Origin of the sequence: Clostridium sp. D5 (assembly GCF_000190355.1) — a bacterium.
GTDB lineage: Bacteria > Bacillota > Clostridia > Lachnospirales > Lachnospiraceae > Faecalicatena > Faecalicatena fissicatena_A.
In genome coordinates, this window is record NZ_GL870812.1 from 389,390 (window position 1) to 395,708 (window position 6,319).

The 6,319-nt window shown below is 46.3% G+C and carries 3 protein-coding genes and 1 riboswitch; of the genes, 2 read left to right on the top strand and 1 reads right to left on the bottom strand.

Going from position 1 to position 6,319, the window contains the following annotated elements:
• The first annotated feature begins 353 nt into the window (after window positions 1–353).
• Window positions 354–1,649: a DUF2812 domain-containing protein gene (locus tag HMPREF0240_RS11865; protein ID WP_009003652.1), complete on the top strand. Its 1,296-nt coding sequence runs from the start codon at window positions 354–356 to the stop codon at window positions 1,647–1,649.
• A 27-nt stretch (window positions 1,650–1,676) separates the two neighbouring features.
• Complete coding sequence (locus tag HMPREF0240_RS11870; protein WP_009003653.1) at window positions 1,677–1,985, top strand: PadR family transcriptional regulator; 309 nt, start codon at window positions 1,677–1,679, stop codon at window positions 1,983–1,985.
• Window positions 1,986–2,255: 270 nt separating this feature from the next.
• On the opposite strand, the gene HMPREF0240_RS23455 is transcribed toward HMPREF0240_RS11870, so the two are convergent.
• Window positions 2,256–5,456 (bottom strand): transporter substrate-binding domain-containing protein, encoded by a 3,201-nt coding sequence (locus HMPREF0240_RS23455; protein WP_050794537.1) that lies wholly within the window; start codon window positions 5,454–5,456, stop codon window positions 2,256–2,258.
• Between the two features lie 123 nt (window positions 5,457–5,579).
• Window positions 5,580–5,683, top strand: a riboswitch (TPP riboswitch).
• Window positions 5,684–6,319: the final 636 nt, after the last annotated feature.

The following is a 6,319-nucleotide window of genomic DNA, read 5'->3' on the forward strand; positions in this document are numbered from 1 at the left end:
AACCTGGCCACATCGCGTGAAGCCTTGATGGCTTCACACGCTGGGGCCAGGAAAAAGTGTGATTTGTGATCACACTTTTTGCCCTGGTTTTCCTTCTTTTTTACTCAACTCCGGCTAACAGCCCTAACTACGCTTCCAGACACCACTATGTCCGGTTCACGCGGCTTGGTGCATCAAGGCGGGAGAAAAACTTGCCTTCAGGGGAGGCACTGGCGGGGGAGGCGGATTTTCTTGACAATATCGAGACTCGATAATATAATAAAGGTAAGAATATCGAGACTCGATATTACTGGGTTATGGTGGAATGAGATTTGAGTGGATGAGAGTGTGTTTTTGGGAAAGGAAGTGCTTTTATGAGGAAACGGCTTTTTAAAAAGTTTCGGTATCGGAGCTGTGATTCTATGGCCTGCTGTCTGGAGGATATGGCGCGGAAGGGGTGGCATTTCACAGGATGGGGCTGGGGGATGGTTTTTGAACGGGGGACTCCGGCTGAGGTTTGTTATGATGTGGAGGTTTTTCCGAAGGGGAGTGAGATGGATCTTCGGCCATCCAAAGAAGCGGAGGAATATGCGGAGTACTGCAGGGAAGCTGGATGGGAGCTGATTGACTGTAGGAAGAAGTTCTGTGCTTTTCGGCAGATTAAAAAGGATGCTGTTTCAATTGTTACATCGGCGGAGCGGTTTCAGAATGTGAAAAGTGCGGAAGTGCGAGAATATCTGTCACGCCTTTTTTCACAGCTGTTTTTGACGGTGCTCTTCTGGGGGCAGCTGCTGACCAGAAATTTTGAAAGATGGATTTTTGATGATCTTATGCTGTTTGCGCTGGTCCTTTACTTGCTTGTTTTTATTGGTACTGTCGTGGAGGGAGCGGTATTACTGTTCTGGATAAGACAAAAAAGGAAAATACTTGCTGATGGTGGAGATCCGTTCTATGGGTACATGAAGAATGGGAAGAAGAATAAATATGGGCGGAGTATTTTTGAGGCCGGACAATATTTGGTACTGCTGTTGATTTTACTGGCGGCTGTATATGAAGCGATAAGGACTGGAACAGTTGCTGTGGTTTTGTTTCTGGGAGCAGCGTTGCTGATCATAGGGGGAGCCGGCGTTCTTCTGTCGGTATTGAAGCCTTCGCGGGAGGAAAACTGGTTGATTCAGGTGGGAAGCGTGTTTCTGGTTCCGATGGCGTTGGTTATCCTGTGTGTGTCACTGATAGCTGCAGATCAAAATGAAGAGCCTGTAGAATACAGTCAGTCGGATGTACCTCTTGTACAAACTGATTATAAAGATATGGCCGGGGGTATATTTGATATCCGCAAGGAACACGGACAGTCCGTTATGGGATCAGCTGATACCAGCATGGTTGTATATGAGACGGGGACCGAAGATACGGATGCCATTCATTACACCGTGTATACAAGCCAATATGACTGGGTTCTGAATAAAATATGGGGAAGACAGATGAAAACATTGGCGGGAGCCGAGGACGTGACTGCGCAATGGGATGCAGTAAACGCAGTCATGAGCTCAGCCACTGTGACCACATACACAGTACGCTATCCTGAGAAAATCCTGATAATGTGGGTTACAGAGGCCCCCCTGGATACCGCCCAGATTGAAACAGTATGTAAAAAACTGGCCCTGCCGTAGTCTTTCAGAGCCAGGAAGGAGGAACAAATGGCAAGAGAACAATTTCAAACACTGACAGAGCCAATGTATTATATCCTCCTCGCACTCTTGGAAGAATGCTGTGGAGTAGATATCATGGAACGCGTACTCGAACTGTCAGGCGGCCGGGTAAAAGTAGGCCCCGGCACTTTATACGCCATGCTCTCCCGATTCGAAGAAAACGAAATAATCCGTCTCACCGCAGAAGAAGGCCGAAGAAAATCCTACATCATCTCCGAAGCAGGAAAACAAATGCTCCAAAAAGAATACACCCGCCTAAAACAAATGGCAGCAGACGGAGCACCCTATCTGAATTAATACGTGTAATATTTTTAAGCATCGCGATACAGCAGTAATAAATCATAGTTAAACACATAAAAATAAGTGACACAAAATATAATGCCGCCAATCTCTTCACCTGCCATATATAAATCCACTCAACATGTCCCACAACCCCAGCCCAATCCCCAGCTCCCGTTACAAGAGCCCCCAAAGGGAGTGTTTCTTCCTAACGGCAGATGAACCAGCTGCGGGGAAGCGTGACAGGGGAGAGGGAGGCGTCCCCCTACCAACCAGAATCACTCCCCCTTACCCTCGCAGACAATCAGAGAGTACTTCCAGCATTTTTTCCACGTCCAGTGGTTTTGCAATATGTCCGTTCATACCTGCAGCGAGTGCTTTATTTACGTCTTCCGCAAAGGCGTTAGCCGTCAAGGCATAGATCGGAATTGTTTTTGCCTGTGGATGTTTTGAAGAACGTATCTCCTGTGCAGCATCATAGCCGTTCATTACGGGCATCTGTATATCCATGAGGATTATCTGGAAAGTATCGGGCGGCTCAGAGAGAAATTTCTGAACTGCGATTTCTCCGTCCTCAGCACTGGTGACGCTGAATCCTGCGGCAGAGAGAATTTCGGTTGCAATCTCACGGTTCATCAGATTGTCCTCGGCCAGAAGGACGTGCATGCCGGCGAAATCGCATGCGGTATTCCAGGATTCTTTTTCGGGAATGTCCTCGACTTGCTGTATTAGTTGAAATGGCAGGTTAACGGTAAAGACGGTCCCCTCGCCGGGTGTGCTTTTTACAGAAATAGTTCCCTGCTTCATGGTCACCAGGTTCTTTGTGATAGACATTCCCAGTCCGCTTCCACCATACTTTCTGGCGATGGAAGCATCCTGCTGTACAAAGGGATCGAACAGGCTGTCAAGGTATTCTTCAGACATTCCGATTCCCGTGTCGGTTACTTCAAAACAGTAGTAAACGTGCCCTTCCTGCAGTGCGGTTTTTTTGACACTTAGAGTCACCTTTCCACCAGCAGGGGTAAACTTTACTGCATTGGAGAGGAGATTGATCAGAATCTGGTTAAGCCGCAGCGGATCTCCCATGATGTATATTTTCTCACTGCTGTCCATGAGAACCTGAAAATCCAGTTTCTTATGCCATGCCTGGCTTTCAAACATTTCCCGGATTTCATTGATTTCTTCTGTTAATTCAAACTGTACTTTCTCCAGATGCAATTTCCCGCTCTCAATGGACGCCATGTCCAGGACATCGTTGATGATGGAGAGCAGCTGGTGGGCCGCAATATCACTTTTGGCCATATAGTCCCAGAGTTTTTCCGTGTCATCTGCATTTTTTTTGCCCAGCTCCAGATAGCCGATAATTGCATTCAGAGGCGTACGCATCTCGTGAGACATACGGGATAAAAAGCTGCTCTTTGTTTCGCTGGCCTGCTGTGCGGCTGCAAGGGCATCCTGCAGGGTCTTCCTCCTTTGATCCTCCTCTTTTTTGGCCATGTCAATATCGTGTCCCAGTATCATGATACTGTTTGGATGCATTGAGTCACGAGCCAGCCCCTGAATTGTAAATGCATACCAGTGAGGCTCCGGTGTATCCCGTGTAATGCGGCATTCAAAATAGTATTCGGAGGTCTGATCAACCAGGGTATTCAGATAGTCTCTCTGAAGACGGGGACTCAACTGCTCAGCATCTTCAAACCAGAGAGAACCGGACAGCTCTTTCAGCTGGTCAGAGGACAGCTTTGATTTAACAACATTTCCATTAATGGTGTTATAGTACCAGCTGTTCATCGTATTCAGATCAATTTCCAGGACAAGTTCGTTCATCCGGCATACATACGATATGAATCGTTCGTAATCATTCAGGCGTGCTTTCTCTGTCTTCCTCCCCCTGCTTTTATATAGCAGCATGATCATCAAAAGTATCATAAAGAAGACGAAGGCGAGCAGTATCACAAGAATCAGCGGGTGTGTATATAAAAATGCTGACAGCGTCTGGTCCTTCTGCGGATATACCGTACCTGCCGTAACCATCTGGTTGAGATCATTTTCGTTAAAACTAGCAAGTGATTTGTTCAGAATAGACAGCAGCCGTATATCATGAGTGTTTTTTACTGAGATAGCAAAACTGGTTGCATAACCAGGGATCTCGGAAGTCATCAAATGTCCTGTTGTATCATTATATATAATAGACTGAGCCGAATAAGTATAAAAATAAGCAGCATCCTGCTTTTTGTCCAGGACGGCCTGCACACAATCATTTACGGTGTCGTAATAAGTAATGCTTTCCGGGGCAAAGCTTTTTTCGATAAATCCGTGAGTAATATCCGCTCCTTTCAGCGCGGCAATACTTGTGGGTAATCGTGAGAAATCCTTTCGGGTAAGCTGAAAGAGGGATACGCTGATATAAGGCTGAGTCAGTTTGTAACCCAGTTTCTCGGCCTCATTAAAGTCTACACTTGTATCCAGCGCGATATCATAATCGCTGCTGTCCCTTATTTGGCGATATTCCTGCCTGTTTTTTGTTTCTATGATTTCATATGGGAGCCCGGCTCGGTCCAGCACTTTTGCCCCCAGTTTGGCAAAAACGCCCTGCGCCTGACCGTCTTCGAACCAGGAAAGAGGTGCTCTGTCAGGATTCAGGAGAACCCGGAGCGGAATTCCTTTCTCGGAAAATTCGCTGATATACTGCCGCTCGGACGCCGTATATGCGATTTCATCTCCGCTGGAAGGCGTATAGTACTTCTGGAGGAGATTATCTTCCAGGGTAGGGTGATACCGCTGCACCTGGCTGATCGCATTATTCACTTCCTGCAGCAGCTCTGTGTCATCTTTACGGACAATTACATAAAAGGGGGATGAGGCAAACTCATCAAGAACCCACTCATGTTCTATTTTACGAAGATTGCTTGTGACGATGGCATCGATACCGCGATTCTCCTGCAAAGCCCTTGCAAGATCCCCGTTATTCTCAAAGTAGACCGGAGTATAGGTGAATTCGTGTTCCTCTGCAAATTCCTGAAATCTGTCGTTTCGGGTACTGCCTTCAATCATGCCGACCCGTATACCGCTGTAGTTTTCGTAGTCTCCCGCTGCATAGCGGGTATCCCCGGCGCGTACTGTAAATATAGCTGCACTGTGTCCGATCGGTTTATCAGAAAAGGCAAACTGAGCCTCCCTTTCCGGCGTTTTCTGGGCAGAAGTGAGCAGGTCGATCTCTCCGTTTCCAAGCATCTCCAGCATATCGGACCAGCTCTTGTCATATCCTATATATTCATAGTTCCAGTTGTTATAACTGGCCATGTACTGCAGATATTCATATCCATACCCGCTCCGGTCTCCGCATTTGTCCATCATATGATAGCCGGAAAAGGCAAAATATCCTGCTTTTATTTTGCGGGTGGTACCGGCAGCAGATACGGGAAGGCATGTGGCGAAACAAAGTATACACAGAATTACGGCGCAGGTGCCTTTTTTTAATTTATACATTAGGAATACTCCTTTATACTGTGCGTTATAATAAGATTATAGCAGACAGGGGATAAAAGTACAGAATCGGTCATATTTACGGTATTGACAAATAAAAAGAAACATTGTATATTTATACACGTAAACTGAACAGGGGAGCTTATAGATAGGCTGAGAGGAAGTTGAGAACTTCGACCCATATACCTGATTTGGATAATGCCAACGTAGGAACCGATGTAAGATATTTACGGGAAGTGCCGATGGCATCTCCCGTTTTTTGTTTTATATGAAGCTTCCTCCTATGAGATTAAAAAGCCTTCCAGGCGGGATTCGCCCGTGGTGTAAGAGTCGGACGTACTGGTACTTCCGCCGCAGGTTTCGCAGGCAAAGCACTGTTCTGATGTTTACAGGAATTAAATAAGCAATACCGATGAGAGTGAACGGGAGTTCATGAAGGGGTGCACCACCGCGGGTGTATCTTTTTCATGAACTCTTTTTTCTGATATAGGAAATTCCTCTGGAATTCCCTATATCAGAAAAACCCTCCGGCGGGATGGGCACTGCAGCCGTCGCAGGCGAAACTCTATTTTATGTCAGCAGTTAGGTAATTGCGAAACGAGGTGAAAAAAATCATGTAGCAGATAAACTTTGGATGGATATGGATACCCAAATTAAATCAAATGGGTTGGCGATGTGGAAAGTATTCTCTGAATACTAACAAGACGCGAAAACAGGGCGCACTTATAGCAGGAACTTGAGACTCCGCTTTTTGTGGGGACTCTAAATGCTACGCTATAAGTGGCTTTAAGCTACGGATATATTGATGTTTATGAAGCCTGTCTGCAACCATAACAGTTACCAGCTGGGTTATACCAGCCAGCAGG